The sequence below is a fragment of the Arthrobacter sp. AOP36-F1-5 genome (assembly GCF_058137995.1).
Genome location: NZ_CM176892.1, coordinates 2,853,146 through 2,867,362 on the forward strand (window position 1 = coordinate 2,853,146; position 14,217 = coordinate 2,867,362).

Consider the following 14,217-nt stretch of genomic DNA (forward strand, 5'->3'; position numbering starts at 1 on the left):
ATAAGGCACCGGCGAGGATCCGTCGGGAGCATCCAGAGGACCGGGGGAAACACCGATGAAACGCATTTCGTTCAAACTCATGATCTACGGGGTCGCGATCCTCATCATCGGTGTGGCACTGCAGCTGCTCTCGATGAACCTCCTGCAGTTCCTCTTCGACAAGGTCGATCCGCAAGACATGGTCACCGCCAACGCCTTGAGGGCGTTAAGCACGATTTTCAGCACCGCCGTCATCCCCCTGGGCACCACGTTCATTGGCGCTTCGGTGGTGGTGCGCATGCTGGAAAACCATCTGCATCTCGACGAGCGCAAGTCCCCCGCCGAGCCGAGCAATGACGCCGGGTCCGAAGGAACCGAGGTCCCCGACAGCGCGGCCACCTCCGAGGGCGACGACGACTCGGTGGAGACCTTTTCCGATGACTTCTACCGCCGCTAGATCCCACCGCCTGCACCAGATCCGGGGTTCAGCCCCACCTGTGTGGCCAGGAGCCGGACGGTTTGTTCGAAGATCTCCCCGGGGTCGCCGAAAGTAGCTGGCCCGTAGTGGCCGAATACTTCGAAGGTGACCGCCCCGAACAGACCGGACCAACAACTGAAGCCCCGGGCCACCAGTTCTGCGGGCATGACGATTCCATATTCTTGTTTGATCGCTTCGAGGTCCTGGCCGAGCCGCACCGGGAAATGTGTTTTTTGCTGCCCATCGGAGCCACTGGCCGCCGTCGTGATGGTCCCGTTGTTCCAGGCCTCGTCAAGAATCGTGAAGAGGGCAACCACGACCCGGGTACCTGCTTCGTTCGTGAGTGCGGCCGGTGCTGTATAGCCCGGGACCGGGGTCCCGAACAGCAAGGCGTAGCGGGCGGCATCGCCCAGCGCCCAGCTGCGAACGGCCCGGGCCAGCACCTCGAATCGCTCCAGCGGGTGTGCCGGGGCATCGGCCACTGCCGTTTCAACCTGCTCGCCCAGATCCGAATACGCCTCGACGATCAGGAGGGTCAACAGTTCGTCCCGGCTGGAAACATAGCGGTAGATGGCCGAGGAGACGATACCCAGCTGCCGGGCCACGGCTCGTAGCGATAGCGCGGCGGGCCCCTCGGCAGCCAGTTGTTCACGGGCGATACGCAGAATTTCGGCCATGGTGCGCTCCCTGGCTTGTTCGCGCGGCGTCAACGTCCTGGTCATGATCTCATCAAACGACACCTCTGGGAGCACTGTCAACTTAAGAGAGCACCGCTCTTGACCACATCATTCCTTGACGGTAGCTTTGCAACAGAGAGCACTGCTCTCATTTCCGTCCTACGAAAGAGCAGGCCATGTCCCAGCAATTCCTGGTCGCCGGATCCGGCCCCGTCGGTTCCACCGTCGCCCTCCAACTGGCCGATGCCGGCCATACCGTGGTGATGGCCACCCGCTCAGGCAGCGGGCCGGCCCACCGGCTGATCCACAGGGTCCGCGCCGACGCGACGGATGCGTCACAACTGGCCAAGGCCGCCACCGGCGCCTCGGCGATCTTCCATTGCGTCCACGCCGCCTACCGGGCCGACGCCTGGCGAGCTATGCTGCCACAGGCCGAAGAGGTGGTTTTGAAGGTCGCCGGTGAACTGGGGATTCCCGTCGTCTTTCCCGAAGGTCTGTACGCATACTCCGAGCCGGACCAGGTCATGGACGAAGACTCTCCACGCGAGGCAGCCAGAGGCAAACGGGGCATCCGCACTGGGCTGCTGACTGCTCGGCAGGCCTCAGGGACTTCGACGGTCAGCATGGTTGCTTCGGATTTTTTCGGACCACTGGTGGAGAACGCCCATGCCGGGTCGCGTATGTTGGAGGCTGTTTTCTCGGGCAAACGCCTCTTCGCGATCGGCCATCCGGGCCAGCCCCACTCTTTCACCTTCGTCCCGGACCTCGCTGCGGCGATGATCCGTGCCAGCGAACGGCCGGAATTGTGGAACCGGGTCCTCCATGCCCCGACGGCGGTTCCCACGACACAGCGGGACCTGGCGGCCGCGTTTGCGCGGGCAGGAGGGGTCAAACCACCCCCGGTTTCGGGGTTGCCAGGGTGGTTGCTGCGCCTGGTGAGCGTCGCCGCTCCCGGCCTCCACGAAATGACCGAGATGGCCTACCAATTCGATCGACCGTTCATCATGGACTCCCACGCCAGCCAGGAAGCGCTCGGTCTCGAACCCACTCCCCTGCCCGCGGCCGCGGCAGCGGCCGTCCACTGGTGGCAACATTCCCGGCTGGCACTGGCCTGAAGCCTTTCCTTCCGGAAGGCTTCCATCGACCGCCACGGACTCGGCGGATGCCCACGGTCGCCGGATCAGTGAGCTGCCGAGATGGAACTGGCGCGGAAGAAGGTTTCCCCCGCGCCGGTTCCTCACCTCGACTTCTGCAGGCCGGGGCCTACAGGTCCGCGAGCACCGAGCCGGGGTTTTCGATGGCGTCGGCAATATAGCGCAGGAACCCACCCGCGGTGCCGCCGTCACAGACCCGGTGGTCGAAGGTCAGGGTCAATTCGGTGACCTTACGGACGGCCAGCTCCCCGTCCACGACCCACGGACGGTCAATGATGCGCCCGACGCCGAGAATGGCAACTTCCGGATGGTTGATGATCGCAGCTGAGCCATCCACCCCGAAGACACCGTAGTTGTTCAGCGTGAACGTGCCACGAGTGAGCTCGGCGGGAGTGCATTTGCCCTCACGGGCCACCCCGGCCAACCGGCGAACCTCGGTGTCGAGCTGCCGGGCGCTGAGGTCTTGGGCCTGGGCAATGCTGGGCACCATCAGACCGCGATCCGTCTGGGCGGCGATACCCAGGTTGATCCCGTCGAAACCGATAATTTCCTGTCCCCCATCGGAGGCGTCCTGGATCCGGGTGTTCAGTTCCGGGTACCGGGCCAAACCGGCGACGGTGAAGCGGGCGATGAACGCCAGCAGCCCGGGAGTGTTCCGGGGATCTGCCGCCTTGAGCTTGGCCCGCATGCGGACCAGTTCGGTGGCGTCGACGTCGACCCACACCGTGGCCTCCGGGATTTCTTGGCGCGAGGTGCTCATGGCTTGGGCAATGGTCTTACGGACACCCTTCAACGGTGTACGTGAGCTAATGCCCAGCCCCGAACGGGGGTCGGCCCCGACCACGCCGCCGGCCGAAGCCGCAGCCGAGGAGGCTGCCGACACTGCCGGCGCCCCGTCCGACGAGGCGTCGATGGCCCCCTGGACATCGGCACGCATGATCAGCCCGCTCCGGCCAGAACCGGTCAGCGTTGCGACGTCGATCCCGTGGTCCTTCGCGAGTTTGCGGACCAGTGGGGAGATCACGGTCGGTGCCGTGGCTCGGAACTGCGACGGAGTCTCAACCGGTAGCGCCGCCGGGGCCGCGGCGGTGGAGGGCGCCTTCGCCATGGCGGGCGCCGAGGAGCGCGGACGGCGGGTCCGCTTGGTCGATCCGGCCCCGCCGGGGGTGCCGTAGCCGACCAGGACGTTGCCCGAGCCTTCTCCGGCTCCGGCCCGCTCCTCCTCGCGGTAGGACTGTGCCGTTTCCACGGGGGCCGCCTCGGTCGTGGCCGGCGCTTCCGCCGGAGCGTCACCGTCGGCCACCCCCTCACCGTCATCCACGGAGAGCAGCGCCTTGCCGACGTCCATGGTGTCGCCGGCGGCACCATGGAGTTGATGTACGGTGCCGGCGAACGGGCTGGGTACCTCGACCAGGGATTTGGCGGTCTCGACTTCGGCGATCGGCTGGTCCACGACGATCGTGTCCCCCTCGGCCACGAGCCAGTTCACCAAATCCGCCTCGGTCAGTCCTTCGCCCAGATCGGGAAGCAGGAATACCTTGATGCTCATGTCTAGTCCTCCCACTGCAGCGAGTCGACGGTGTCCAGAATGCGGTCCACGCTGGGCAGGAAGAAGCCTTCCAGCTTTGGCGCCGGGAACGGAATGTCGAATCCCGTCACCCGCAATACCGGGGCGGCCAGGGAGTGGAAGCAGCGTTCCTGCACCCGGGCAGTGATCTCCGAGGCGACGGAGGCGAATCCGGGGGCTTCGGAAATGACCACGGCGCGGCCCGTCTTGCGCACCGAAGCGCAGACGGTCTCGTCATCGAAGGGGACGATGCTCCGGACGTCGATGACCTCCAGTGAACGACCTTCCTCGGCGGCCGCCGCTGCGGCAGCCAAGGCCGTGGAAACCGACGGGCCGTAAGCAATCAGCGTGGCGTCGGTTCCGGCCCGGGCGACGGCAGCATGGCCTTCGGTGGGGTGTTGACCCGCGGCGGCAGCGGCTTCATACTCGGCACGCAGTCCCTCAAGATCCACCGGATCCTTGGAGAAGTACAGTTTCTTCGGCTCCAGGAAGACGACGGGGTCGTTGGAGGCGATGGCTTCGCGCATCATCCGGTAGGCGTCGGACACCGTTGAGGGCGTCATGACCTTCAGCCCGGGCGTGTGTGCGTAGTAGGCCTCCGAAGAGTCGCAATGGTGCTCGACACCTCCGATGCCACCGGCATACGGGATGCGGACGACGACCGGCATGTCCACGGCACCGCGGGTGCGGTTGCGCATTTTGGCCAGATGGGAGGCAATCTGTTCGAAGGCCGGGTAGGCGAAGGCGTCGAACTGCATTTCGATGACCGGGCGCATACCGTTCATGGCCATGCCAATCGCCATGCCAACGATGCCGGATTCGGCCAACGGGGTGTCAAAGCAGCGTTCGACGCCGAAGCGTGCGGTCAACCCGTCGGTGATGCGGAAAACGCCGCCGAGGGTACCGATATCTTCCCCGAAGAGGACGACGCCGGTATCGGCTTCCATGGCGTCGGCCAGGGCAGTATTCAGTGCCTTGGCGAGGGTGACCGGACGGGGGCCTGTGGCTTCGGCACGCTCGGCGGCACGCTCGCTCGCACGGGCCGTGGCGGCGCTGACATTGCCGTTGGCCTCGGATGAAGTGGTGATATGCGGGTTCACTTGGCGTCCCCTTCCCGGGAGAGTTCATCCGCGAGCAGGGCGCGCTGTTCGGCGAGCTGCGGGGTCTGGGTGGCGTATACATGATCGAAGAGTTCCAGCGGGTCGATCTCCGGGTCCTGGTTCAGCCCGTCACGCAGGGCCTGCGCCGTGTGTTCTGCCTGGGCAGCAATACGTTCGGTGACCGCATCGTCGAGCAGGCCCTTGTTCTGCAAGTACGTGGTCATCCGGTTCAGCGGATCCTTCCCCCGCCAAGCCGTCACTTCCTCGTCCTCCCGATACCGGGTGGCATCATCGGCGTTGGTGTGTGCCTGCATGCGGTAGGTATGGGCTTCCACCAGCAGCGGGCCGGACCCGGTACGGGCCAATTCCACGGCACGCCCCAGCACGGCCATGAGGGCGACCAGGTCGTTACCATCCACGCGTTCGCCGGCCATGCCGTAGCCGACGGCCTTATGGGCCAGCGACGGGGCCACCGACTGCTGGGACAGTGGAACGGAAATGGCGTACTGGTTGTTCTGCACGAAGAAGATCACCGGCAGGTTGAACACAGCGGCGAAGTTCAGGGCCTCGTGGAAATCGCCTTCACTGGTGGCCCCGTCGCCACACATCGCCAAGACAACAGTGTCCTCGCCGCGCAGCTTGGCCGCATGGGCGACGCCGACCCCGTGCAGCAACTGGGTGGTCAACGGGGTGGACTGGATGCCGACCTTGTATTGGCGCGGATCGTAGCCGCCATGCCAGTCACCCCGGAACAGCACCATCGTCTCCACCGGATCCACTCCCTTGGCCATCACTGCCACGGAGTCACGGTAGGTGGGGAACATCCAGTCGTTCTCCCCCAGGCACAGGGCCGCCGCCACCTGACAGGCTTCCTGGCCATGGCTGGAGGGGTAGACGGCCATCCTGCCCTGGCGGACCAGGGCTGAGTTCTGGTCGTTGGCGCGCCGGCCGATCACCAGCTGCTCGTAGGCCTTCAACAGGGTCTCGTCGTCGGGAAGCGGGTATTCATGACCCGGCTCGGTCCCCTGGTCCTCGACGGGTCGCAACGAACCACCCTCATCGACGATCTGGATCTGGCCGCGTGAGGGCAGCAGGTAGTCCTCCACGGAAATGCCGAAGTGACGGCAGACGCTGTCGAGGTCGGCAGCTTCGGTGGCTTGCGGCTCACCTGGCACGGCGCTCATGATGTACTCCTTCGTAGAATCCCGGGCGCCCGACAGACCGCATCAGCACGGCACCGTCGAAAGCACTTCGTGACTCAAGTATGCGAAGGAGCAACCGATCGTATCCAGTTAAGGACAAATGCCTAGAAAGATGCGAATAAATATCGTATTCTTGAAGACAGATCGTCACTGTGAGTGACGTTACATCGTCTTTCGTAGACACCCGTCCCGGAGGAAACCATGGACTCGATTCCCGTTAAGCTCGACGACGTCGACCACCGCATCATTGCCGAGCTGACCCGTGATGGCCGGCAATCGGTGACCACCGTGGCGCAGAACGTCCACGTCTCCCGCGCCCACGCCTACTCGCGGATCAACAGGTTGCAGGACGAGGGGGTCATCACCCGGTACATGGCCGTCGTCGACCCGGTGCGGGCGGGGCTGCGCTCCTCGGCCTATGTCACGTTGAAGTTGCGCCAGCATTCATGGCGTGAACTCCGCGAGCGGCTCGCAGCCCTGCCGGAGGTCCATCACATCGGCCTGGTGGGCGGGAACTTCGATGTGATCCTGTTGGTCAGGGCCAAGGACAATGTGGATCTGCGCCGCGTGGTCTTCGACAACATCCAGTCGATGCCCGGTGTCCTGGACACCCAGACGTTCCTGGTCTTCGAGGACGTCGACACCCGCTAGCGAGTGCGGGCCGGACGGTAACCGCCCCGCCCGGATCAGCCCTTGAAGTGTGGCTTGCGCTTCTCCTGAAAGGCTTTGAATCCCTCGGCGTAGTCGGCAGTGGCGCAGAGTCCATCCTGGGCCCGATTCTCGTGGGCCATGGACTCCCAGAGCCCGAGCCGCTGGTCGCGCACCTCGGCCACCAGCGCTTTGGAGGCCACGAAGGCCTGGGTGGCCCCCTGGGCGACCGTGCCCACGATTCCCCGCGTGCTCTCCAGGAGTTCGTCCGCTGGCATCGCCCGGCTGAAGAGGCCCGAGCGCACCGCTTCCGCCCCCGAGATCAGCTCGGCCGTATAGATCATGTCCAGCGTCCGATGGGCGCCCAACCGCTCGGTGAACAACCAGTGGCCGCCCGAATCCAGCGTGGCCCCGAGGTTGGCGAAGGGCGAACCGATCTTGGCGTTCTCCGCCACGTATACGACGTCGGTGGCAATGGCCAGACCCAACCCGACGCCGAGGCAAGCTCCCTGGACGGCGGCAAAGGTCGGGGCCGGGAACCCAGACATCTGGCGCAACAACGGCTGCACCAGACCGCCCAGGTAGCCCTGGACGTCATCCTCCGCCGGGTCAACATCGGAGATATCCCGCCCGGCGCAGAAGCCACGGCCTTCACCGCGCAACAGGAGGGCCCTGACCTCACCGGATCCCACGGCTTGGGCGGCCCGCTCGTAGGCATCGGAGAGTTCGCGCAGGGCGCCCTCATTGAGGGCGTTCATCTTCTCGGGCGCGTTGAGCACGACGTCGGCGATGCCGTTGGAGATCTGCAGTTCGATCATGCGGTGCCTCCTAGGCGTCGTAGTTCACGGACACGGCGTCCGAGGTCGGGTGCGATTGGCAGGTCAGGATGTAGCCGGCTTCGATCTCTTCGGGTTCCAACGCATAGTTCTCTTCCATCTCCACCGTCCCCGTGACCAGTTTCGCGCGGCAGGTGCCGCAGACGCCACCGGCACAGGCGAAGGGGACGTCCGGACGCACGCGCAGGGCGGCGTTGAGGATGGTCTCGCGGGCGGAGAGCGGCGATTTCACTTGGCCTTGGAGTCCGTCCAACCGGAATTCGATGTCGTAGTTCTCACCTGAGTCATCGGCTTCCACGGCCCGACCGATCTGGCCTTCGGGACGGTTGGGCCGGCCGGTGGTGAAGAGTTCGTAGCGCACCTTCTCCGGCGAAACCTCCTGCTCGCTCAGGTGGTCGCGGACCAACTGGACCAGTTCGAACGGGCCACAGAGGAACCATTCGTCGATCTGGTTGGTGCGGATGACCGACCCCAATAATGAGGTGAGCTTTTCGGCGTCGAGCCGTCCGGAGAGCAGCGGGGAAATGCGCTGTTCACGCGAGAGCACATGGTGCAGGGCGAAACGCGAGGGGTAGCGGTCCTTCAGATCCGCCAGTTCCTCCAGGAACATGACATCCATGGCTGCTCGGTTGGCGTAGATGAGGTCGAAATGGACGTGCTCGTTGGCTGCCAGCACGGTCCGGGCGATGGCCATCACCGGAGTGATCCCCGACCCGGCGGCGACGGCGACGAAGTTGTGGCTGATCGTCGTGTCGATCGATGCCGGGTCGTTGAGCGCCGTCATCTTGTGCTTGGAGATGAAGGCACCCGAGGGGCTCATCACCTCCATCGTGTCCCCGGCCCGCAGCGATTCGTTGGCCCAGGACGAGAAGAGGCCGCCCAGATCGCGTTTGATGGCCACCTTGATTTCACCCGGCTTCGGCTCGGCACAGATGGAGTAGCTGCGCCGGACCTCGGAGACGTTGCCTTCTTCATCGGGCAAGTCCTTGCGCAGGGCGACGTACTGGCCGGGAAGATAGTCGTACTCCCCCATCAGATCCTCCGGCACGGCGAAGGTCACCTCGATGGCCGCAGCCGTCAACCGGCGGACCTCGCTCACCTCGAGGGTATGGAAGGCAGCCCGACGGCGGGACGTGGTTCCGGTTTCGGAACCGTCTGCCGCTTCGGTGTCGTCGGCCTCGGGCAGGGGGGTCGTTGCAGTCATGAAAGCACCTTGAAGTAGTCGAAGGGTTCCAGGCACTCCCGGCACTGGTAGAGCGCCTTGCAGGAGGTGGACCCGAAGCGGGAGAGTTCTTTGGTATTCAGGCTGTGGCACAGCGGGCATTTCACGGCCATGCCGAGGGTGACCGGGCCGCGGTGACCGGTTCCTGTCGGCGGCGCGATCCCGTATTCCTCGAGCTTGGCCTTGCCGGATTCGCTCATCCAGTCGGTGGTCCATGCCGGGGAGAGCACCAGATCGACGGTGACGTCGCCGTAGCCCTCGGCGTGGAACGCCGTCTGCAGGTCCTCGCGGATGGCGTCCATGGCCGGGCACCCCGAATAGGTCGGGGTGATGACCACTCGAACACCGCCGTCCTCGTCGAGTTGGACATCGCGCAGGATCCCCAGGTCCTCGATGGTCAACACGGGGATCTCGGGATCACAAACCTGCGCGGCGATGGCCCGCAGGGTCGTCGTGCTCGTGCTCATGGCTTGCTCCTTACCAGCTGGCGCCGGGGTGCTTGCGCGCCAGGACCTGCATTTCGGCCAACAGGTGTCCCAAATGTTCGGAGTGCTCGCCGTGGCGGCCGCGGCACAGCGCGAACGGACCGGTGGGGACCTCGAGGCCTGCCGACTCAAGAATGGCGGCGAACTCTTCGTCCCACCGTTCACGCAGGCTTGAGGGCCATACCCCGGCGTCGCCCAGTTCGTCGTACAGGTCCTCGTCTTCGAAGAGTTCGCCCACGTAGGGCCAGAGGACCTCGAGGGCATGGCGCATCCGGCGGGCCGATTCCTCGGTACCGATGCCCAGCCGGCGCGTCCACATCATGGCATGGTCACGGTGGTAGTCGACCTCCTTGACCGCCTTGGCGCAGATCGCCGCGATGGTTTCGTCGGAGGAATCCAGTAGCTCGGTGTAGAGCAGGTGCTGGTAGATCGAGATCATCAATTGGCGCATGATGGTGACGCCGAAGTCGCCATTGGGCTGCTCAAACAGGTGCAGCGAGCGGAATTCCTCCTCCTCGCGCCAGTAGGCCAGATCGTCTTCGCTCTGGCCCCAGGCCAACCCGGCATAAGACAGGAACGACCGGGCATGGCCGAGCTGGTCCAGGGCGATATTGCCCAAGGCGATGTCTTCTTCGATTTCCGGGCCGCGCGAAATCCAGTTCGACAGACGTTGGGCCAGTATCAGGGCGTCATCGCCTAGACGCAGGGCGTACTGTGCCACCGCTTCGCTCGGCGCCCCCTTCTGGAGCTGAATATCCTCCGGACGCAGGGCGTTTCCGGGGGTGATGCGGGTGGCCGAGGCGGTGGAGTCGCCGTAGCTCTCGGTGGTCTCGGTGGCGCTCACAGGTGCTTCACGCCTTCGCTCTTCTTGTAGTACGTGGCGTGCCGGTAGTCCTTACCCTGAGGGGACTCGAAGAACTGGCCCTTGGAATCCGGGTCGGAGGCGATGATATCCGTGGAGGCCACCACCCAGAGCGAGACACCCTCATTGCGGCGGGTGTACAGGTCCCGGGCATTGCGCACAGCCATTTCGGAATCCGGTGCGTGCAGCGATCCGGCGTGCACATGCGACAGACCACGGGCGGAGCGGACGAAGACCTCCCACAGAGGCCATTCGCGTGTGGCGGGGGTACCGGCGTCGTGCTGGTTCTTTTCCTGGGCCACCTAGGCCACCTCTGCTTCTTGTTGCATCTTCTCGGCATATGCTGCGGCGGCCTCGCGGACCCAGGCGCCTTCGTGGTGGGCGTCGCGGCGGCGCTGCAGGCGCTGGGCGTTGCACGGCCCGGCCCCGGCGATCACTGCCTTGAACTCGGCCCAGTTCAGGTCCTTATGCATCCATTTGCCGGTTTCCTCGTCGAAACGCAGTTCGGGATCGGGCAGGGTCAGCCCCAGGACCTTGACCTGCTCGGCGATCATGCCCACGAAACGCTGGCGCAGATCGTCGTTGGTGAAGCGCTTGATCTTCCATTTCATCGTCTGCTGTGAGTTCGGCGAATCCCCGTCCGGCGGACCGAACATCATCAGCGAGGGTTCGTAGAAGCGGTTGATGGCGTCCTGTGCCATCTGCTTCTGCGACTCGGTGCCGGCAGCGAGTTCCATGAGGATCTCGAAGCCCTGGCGCTGGTGGAAGGATTCCTCTTTGCAGACCCGGACCATGGCCCGGCCGTACGGCCCGTAGGAGGCACGGCACAACGGAACCTGGTTCACGATGGCGGCTCCGTCGACCAGCCAGCCGATGGCACCCATATCCGCCCAGGAGCGGGCCGGGTAGTTGAAGATCGAGGAGTACTTGGCCTTGCCGGAGATCAGCTGCTCGGTGAGCACGTCACGGGGAGTGCCCAGGGTCTCGGCGGCCGAATAGAGGTAGAGCCCGTGGCCTGCCTCGTCCTGGACCTTCGCCATGAGGATGGATTTGCGCTTCAGGCTCGGTGCGCGAGTGATCCAGTTGGCCTCGGGCTGCATGCCGATAATCTCGGAGTGGGCGTGCTGGGAAATCTGCCGCGTGAGGGTCTTGCGGTAGCCCTCCGGCATCCAGTCGCGCGGCTCGATGCGCGAGTCGTCGGCGATCACCGCGTCAAAATGCTCCTGCGCCGCCTCTTCCTCGGGCGTCAGTACCGCGGACAGGGGCCCTTTCGGGTCGTTCTGTGCAGCCAAGGGGCTCACCTCACTGTGACAAGTTTCGAATTACTGACCGTTCGTTCAGGATATGGGGCAGATCACCTATCCGTCAATTGATGAGCTTCAACCTACGAAAGATTGACACACTTACTAGTTAGACAGACAATCTACTTATGTCCGCCCACCCAGGAACGCACGACGACGGGACGCCAGGACCCCCCTGGCCCACTGACTGGATGCGTGCACTCCTGGGGCTGTGCACGTTGCGGGCCCTGGAAACCGGGCCGTCCTACGGCTATGCGATCATCGCCGAACTGGAGCAAGCAGGTCTGGGTGTGGTCAAGGGCGGGACCCTGTACCCGCTGCTGACGCGGTACGAAGGCGCCGGCTGGGTGGAGACCGAATGGCGGGCCGGAACCTCGGGCCCGGGTCGCAAGTACTTCTCCCTGACTACCGCGGGGCGGGCCGAGCTCGAACGCCATCGTCGGCGCTGGCAGGAATTCGCGGCAGTGACCTGCGACTTCCTGGGCCCAGGACCACCCGGTACCGACCTCCCCCTGTCAAACACTACTGAAAGGCGGACCGGGCCATGAGCTCCACGCAAACCGACGAGTCCTGGATCGAAGCCTTCATCTTCGCCTTGCGCCTGCGCCGCGTGCGCGGAGATGCCATCGGCGATGCCGTGGCCGTGGTCCGCGAACATATTGCAGATTCCGGACAGGGCGCCGACGAAGCCTTCGGCACAGCCGATGACTACGCGAAACAGCTGGACTTACCCACCGTGCCGACCGGCCGTTGGACCGATCCTCCGGTTCTGGGAACCGCGGTGTCCCTGGTCGGGCTCATCGCCTTCGCACCAGCCATTTCCACCCTCCTGCGGAATGCCAGCATGGAGATGTCGCTGCCGCAGCTGTTCCTGTTCGCCATTCCTGGCGCGCTGCTGCTGACCTTGCCGTACTACTTCACCTACGGCCTGCGTCATCCCTGGATCTTGAGTACCGGGGCCGTCCTGGCGATCCTCGCCGGCACCAGCGCGGGGCTGCTGGCCCCGGAGCGCGGCTTCCAGGCCATCGCCGCGTGGGAACCGTGGTGGCTTGCGCTCGGGTCAGGGGCCGCCATCCTGGCGGCCAGCGGCTGGGCCGCAGTCAACGCGTGGCGCACCGGCCCTGAACCAATCATCGATCCCACGACCCGGCCACCTGCCCCGGTGGGGCGCGTCCAACGACTCATCCGGTTGATTCCGCACCTGCTGATCCCGCTGATGGCCTTGGCCGTCCTCGTCTCGGAGCTATGAATGCCATGACTACGCGAAGCAGCGAACACCACGTCTCGGCGTCAACCGATCACGAAAGGCAGATCATGGGCCCCCTGCAGACCGACAAGTCCTGGATCAACGACTTCATCTTGGCCCTCCGCCTGCGCGAGGTACGCGGCGATGCCATCGGCGATGCGGTGGCCATGGTGCGCGAGCACATCGCCGATTCCGGCCACTCCGCCTTCACTGACTTTGGGGACCCTCGTTCCTACGCCGACGAGCTGGAGCTGCCCACTGTTCAAGGCGTCGTGTGGTCCAGTTCAGCCGTCATGGCCCCCGTGGTGTCCCTCATGGCAATCTTTGTTCTGGGTCCCGCTGCTTCTGCGGTCTTCGGCGGTTCCACCCTCGACTTCTCGGGGCCACAACTGAGCCTCTTCCTCGTCCCGATGACCCTCATGCTCGGGTTGCCGTACTACTTCAATTATGCCGTGCGGCACCTGTGGGTCTTTGCGCTGGTCTTCGTTCTGGCCACCGGCGCGGCGGCCCTGGCAGGCTTCTTCGACCCCCGACGTGGAACACCGACCGTCGTGGCCCTGGAGCCGGGGTGGGTGCTCGGCGCAGCCGCTGCGACGATCGCCCTGGCGACCGTCTGGCAGCTCCGCCGGGCGCTGACCGATAGCCCGGATTCACTGGTGGATCCGCTGCAACCATCATCGGCGCCCGAACGCCACTCCAGACTCGCGGCCGTGCTGCCAGCGTTGTTCATGCCGGCCGGGGCACTCATCGTCCTGGCCGTCGCCTGGTTGGCCCGGTAGGCACCGGGTTCACGCGACACTGCCCGGACCCCCTGGTGGAGACCATGGGGGTCCGGGCAGTGTCTTGGACGGTCCAAGGAAGCTATTCGACGTCGCCCAGATCCTCCTTGATGTCAGCAGTCAGGTCATCGCCGGCATCCTCGGCCAACGCACGGCCCAGCCCCTCGTCTTCCTCCTCGTCAATGGAGGCATTGGCCAGTCGGTCGGCCTCCGGGTCCGAGAGCTCACCCTGGTCTTCCAGGACGTCGACTTCTTCATCGACGAACGGCAGGTCTTCCTCTTCGGTGGAGGTGGGTTCGCGCAGCGGGTCGCCCTCTTCCATCATGGCGACGTCGTCCGATGACCCTTCCGCGGGCTGTCCTCCCCGACCATCGGTGGGTACCGGTTCCAGCGGATCACCGGTGGCCTCTTCCGGGTCCGGCACGAACTCGGATCCGAGGCTCGGCTCCATGTTGGGGTCTCGTTCTGGCGTTGCGGAACTCATGACTCGCTCCTTCGCTGGTTACCTGCAGGGCGGCGGATGCCGCCTTGCCGTTCCCGGATTGCGGCTCCGGAAACGTCCATCTTCACCGTAGGCACGTAGAGCGTCCCCGGACAAGGAGCCAGGACCCCAGGAAACAGCAGCGGCGGTGAAACGGCCATCGCCAAGCCGGTCCACCGCCGTCGTACGGCGTTCCCCTT

Annotated in this window: 17 protein-coding genes; 6 read left to right on the forward strand and 11 right to left on the reverse strand. The window is 65.0% G+C overall.

Annotated features, from left to right (window positions below):
• Positions 1-55 precede the first annotated feature (55 nt).
• Positions 56-436: a hypothetical protein gene (locus tag AC3ZI9_RS13065; protein ID WP_489923668.1), complete on the forward strand. Its 381-nt coding sequence runs from the start codon at positions 56-58 to the stop codon at positions 434-436.
• Here AC3ZI9_RS13065 and AC3ZI9_RS13070 read toward each other — a convergent pair.
• Complete coding sequence (locus AC3ZI9_RS13070; RefSeq protein WP_489923669.1) at positions 433-1,134, reverse strand: TetR/AcrR family transcriptional regulator; 702 nt, start codon at positions 1,132-1,134, stop codon at positions 433-435. The genes AC3ZI9_RS13065 and AC3ZI9_RS13070 overlap by 4 nt on opposite strands.
• Before the next feature lie 176 nt (positions 1,135-1,310).
• On the opposite strand from AC3ZI9_RS13070, the gene AC3ZI9_RS13075 reads away from it, so the two are divergent.
• Positions 1,311-2,249, forward strand: coding sequence for an NAD-dependent epimerase/dehydratase family protein (locus AC3ZI9_RS13075; protein ID WP_489923670.1), 939 nt, complete (start codon positions 1,311-1,313; stop codon positions 2,247-2,249).
• 148 nt (positions 2,250-2,397) lie between these two features.
• Here AC3ZI9_RS13075 and AC3ZI9_RS13080 read toward each other — a convergent pair whose 3' ends face one another.
• The 3 genes from AC3ZI9_RS13080 to pdhA are packed head-to-tail and all read right to left on the reverse strand — an operon-like array spanning position 2,398 to position 6,139.
• The gene (locus AC3ZI9_RS13080) at positions 2,398-3,837 is read right to left on the reverse strand and encodes a dihydrolipoamide acetyltransferase family protein (RefSeq protein ID WP_489923671.1); all 1,440 of its coding nucleotides are present in this window, start codon (positions 3,835-3,837) and stop codon (positions 2,398-2,400) included.
• 2 nt (positions 3,838-3,839) lie between these two features.
• Positions 3,840-4,955, reverse strand: a complete 1,116-nt coding sequence (locus AC3ZI9_RS13085) for an alpha-ketoacid dehydrogenase subunit beta (protein ID WP_441391640.1) — start codon at positions 4,953-4,955, stop codon at positions 3,840-3,842.
• Positions 4,952-6,139 (reverse strand): pyruvate dehydrogenase (acetyl-transferring) E1 component subunit alpha, encoded by a 1,188-nt coding sequence (pdhA, locus tag AC3ZI9_RS13090; RefSeq protein ID WP_087000799.1) that lies wholly within the window; start codon positions 6,137-6,139, stop codon positions 4,952-4,954. The genes AC3ZI9_RS13085 and pdhA overlap by 4 nt, the downstream gene beginning before the upstream one ends.
• Before the next feature lie 219 nt (positions 6,140-6,358).
• Here pdhA and AC3ZI9_RS13095 point away from each other — a divergent pair, with 219 nt between their 5' ends.
• Positions 6,359-6,808: an Lrp/AsnC family transcriptional regulator gene (locus AC3ZI9_RS13095; RefSeq protein WP_087000797.1), complete on the forward strand. Its 450-nt coding sequence runs from the start codon at positions 6,359-6,361 to the stop codon at positions 6,806-6,808.
• Between the two features lie 35 nt (positions 6,809-6,843).
• Here the strand turns inward: AC3ZI9_RS13095 and AC3ZI9_RS13100 are convergent, their stop codons facing one another.
• The 6 genes from AC3ZI9_RS13100 to paaA are packed head-to-tail and all read right to left on the reverse strand — an operon-like array spanning position 6,844 to position 11,502.
• Entirely contained in the window at positions 6,844-7,623 is a 780-nt protein-coding gene (locus tag AC3ZI9_RS13100) for an enoyl-CoA hydratase/isomerase family protein (RefSeq protein ID WP_087000795.1), read from the reverse strand.
• Between the two features lie 10 nt (positions 7,624-7,633).
• Positions 7,634-8,845, reverse strand: coding sequence for a 1,2-phenylacetyl-CoA epoxidase subunit PaaE (gene paaE, locus AC3ZI9_RS13105; RefSeq protein WP_086998005.1), 1,212 nt, complete (start codon positions 8,843-8,845; stop codon positions 7,634-7,636).
• Positions 8,842-9,330 (reverse strand): 1,2-phenylacetyl-CoA epoxidase subunit PaaD, encoded by a 489-nt coding sequence (gene paaD, locus AC3ZI9_RS13110; protein WP_086998002.1) that lies wholly within the window; start codon positions 9,328-9,330, stop codon positions 8,842-8,844. Before paaD ends, paaE begins: the two co-directional genes overlap by 4 nt.
• A 10-nt stretch (positions 9,331-9,340) precedes the next feature.
• Complete coding sequence (gene paaC, locus AC3ZI9_RS13115; RefSeq protein WP_086997999.1) at positions 9,341-10,192, reverse strand: 1,2-phenylacetyl-CoA epoxidase subunit PaaC; 852 nt, start codon at positions 10,190-10,192, stop codon at positions 9,341-9,343.
• On the reverse strand, positions 10,189-10,512 hold the full coding sequence (gene paaB / locus AC3ZI9_RS13120) for a 1,2-phenylacetyl-CoA epoxidase subunit PaaB (protein ID WP_086997996.1): 324 nt from the start codon (positions 10,510-10,512) through the stop codon (positions 10,189-10,191). The genes paaC and paaB overlap by 4 nt, the downstream gene beginning before the upstream one ends.
• The gene (paaA, locus tag AC3ZI9_RS13125) at positions 10,513-11,502 is read right to left on the reverse strand and encodes a 1,2-phenylacetyl-CoA epoxidase subunit PaaA (RefSeq protein ID WP_443409540.1); all 990 of its coding nucleotides are present in this window, start codon (positions 11,500-11,502) and stop codon (positions 10,513-10,515) included.
• A gap of 200 nt (positions 11,503-11,702) precedes the next feature.
• Between paaA and AC3ZI9_RS13130 the strand changes: the two genes are divergently transcribed.
• Genes AC3ZI9_RS13130 through AC3ZI9_RS13140 form a run of 3 tightly spaced genes read left to right on the forward strand, consistent with a single transcriptional unit; the run spans position 11,703 to position 13,536 of the window.
• On the forward strand, positions 11,703-12,059 hold the full coding sequence (locus tag AC3ZI9_RS13130; protein ID WP_489923672.1) for a PadR family transcriptional regulator: 357 nt from the start codon (positions 11,703-11,705) through the stop codon (positions 12,057-12,059).
• On the forward strand, positions 12,056-12,760 hold the full coding sequence (locus AC3ZI9_RS13135) for a hypothetical protein (RefSeq protein ID WP_489923673.1): 705 nt from the start codon (positions 12,056-12,058) through the stop codon (positions 12,758-12,760). The genes AC3ZI9_RS13130 and AC3ZI9_RS13135 overlap by 4 nt, the downstream gene beginning before the upstream one ends.
• A 5-nt stretch (positions 12,761-12,765) precedes the next feature.
• Complete coding sequence (locus AC3ZI9_RS13140) at positions 12,766-13,536, forward strand: hypothetical protein (RefSeq protein WP_489923674.1); 771 nt, start codon at positions 12,766-12,768, stop codon at positions 13,534-13,536.
• Positions 13,537-13,618: 82 nt separating this feature from the next.
• On the opposite strand, the gene AC3ZI9_RS13145 is transcribed toward AC3ZI9_RS13140, so the two are convergent.
• Complete coding sequence (locus AC3ZI9_RS13145; RefSeq protein ID WP_489923675.1) at positions 13,619-14,020, reverse strand: hypothetical protein; 402 nt, start codon at positions 14,018-14,020, stop codon at positions 13,619-13,621.
• Positions 14,021-14,217: the final 197 nt, after the last annotated feature.

Coding starts and splice junctions, on each gene's coding strand:
- AC3ZI9_RS13065 (WP_489923668.1), top strand. CDS start 56: ATGAAACGCATTTCGTTCAAACTCATGATCTACGGGGTCGCGATCCTC.
- AC3ZI9_RS13070 (WP_489923669.1), bottom strand. CDS start 1,134: ATGGCCGAAATTCTGCGTATCGCCCGTGAACAACTGGCTGCCGAGGGG.
- AC3ZI9_RS13075 (WP_489923670.1), top strand. CDS start 1,311: ATGTCCCAGCAATTCCTGGTCGCCGGATCCGGCCCCGTCGGTTCCACC.
- AC3ZI9_RS13080 (WP_489923671.1), bottom strand. CDS start 3,837: ATGAGCATCAAGGTATTCCTGCTTCCCGATCTGGGCGAAGGACTGACC.
- pdhA (WP_087000799.1), bottom strand. CDS start 6,139: ATGAGCGCCGTGCCAGGTGAGCCGCAAGCCACCGAAGCTGCCGACCTC.
- AC3ZI9_RS13095 (WP_087000797.1), top strand. CDS start 6,359: ATGGACTCGATTCCCGTTAAGCTCGACGACGTCGACCACCGCATCATT.
- AC3ZI9_RS13100 (WP_087000795.1), bottom strand. CDS start 7,623: ATGATCGAACTGCAGATCTCCAACGGCATCGCCGACGTCGTGCTCAAC.
- paaE (WP_086998005.1), bottom strand. CDS start 8,845: ATGACTGCAACGACCCCCCTGCCCGAGGCCGACGACACCGAAGCGGCA.
- paaD (WP_086998002.1), bottom strand. CDS start 9,330: ATGAGCACGAGCACGACGACCCTGCGGGCCATCGCCGCGCAGGTTTGT.
- AC3ZI9_RS13130 (WP_489923672.1), top strand. CDS start 11,703: ATGCGTGCACTCCTGGGGCTGTGCACGTTGCGGGCCCTGGAAACCGGG.
- AC3ZI9_RS13135 (WP_489923673.1), top strand. CDS start 12,056: ATGAGCTCCACGCAAACCGACGAGTCCTGGATCGAAGCCTTCATCTTC.
- AC3ZI9_RS13140 (WP_489923674.1), top strand. CDS start 12,766: ATGACTACGCGAAGCAGCGAACACCACGTCTCGGCGTCAACCGATCAC.
- AC3ZI9_RS13145 (WP_489923675.1), bottom strand. CDS start 14,020: ATGAGTTCCGCAACGCCAGAACGAGACCCCAACATGGAGCCGAGCCTC.